The 387-nt window shown below is 35.1% G+C and carries 1 protein-coding gene; it reads right to left on the bottom strand.

The window, feature by feature from the left end; translation table 11 throughout:
* On the bottom strand, positions 1-329 hold a 329-nt coding region (locus SCA31_RS22595; RefSeq protein WP_410699294.1), incomplete at its 3' end, for a hypothetical protein.
* Positions 330-387: the final 58 nt, after the last annotated feature.

The raw sequence follows: 387 nt of genomic DNA, 5'->3' as shown, positions 1-387 counted from the left end.
AATACCACCTGTCCGCTTCTGCTGGTAATCGTCTTCAATTTGTTCTGGAGAAATATAAGGCTCTTCGTACCAGTTTCCGAATATTTTGTTCTTTCATCATATGCCATTACAGCTACTTCTACTCCCAACGGATTTAGAATCCTGCTCAGGTAGTAGGATGGTTTATAATAATTTCCGCCTATAATAAGCTCTCCACAATCGTATTTTGCAGTGTCTGCTTTATCAAAAAAATACTTATATCCGTTATCTGCTGTTATGGTAAAGGCATCTGCTTTAAAAGTGGCTGTATTACTATCCCTTGCATATTCTATCTTAGCGTTATTTGGCATAAGATTAATTAGTGAAAAAGTATTATTTGTAACATCCCTTTTTATTCTAAATTTACCG

This window comes from Chryseobacterium sp. SIMBA_028 (assembly GCF_046535285.1).
GTDB lineage: Bacteria > Bacteroidota > Bacteroidia > Flavobacteriales > Weeksellaceae > Chryseobacterium.
This window is presented reverse-complemented; position numbering and strand designations above follow the sequence as displayed.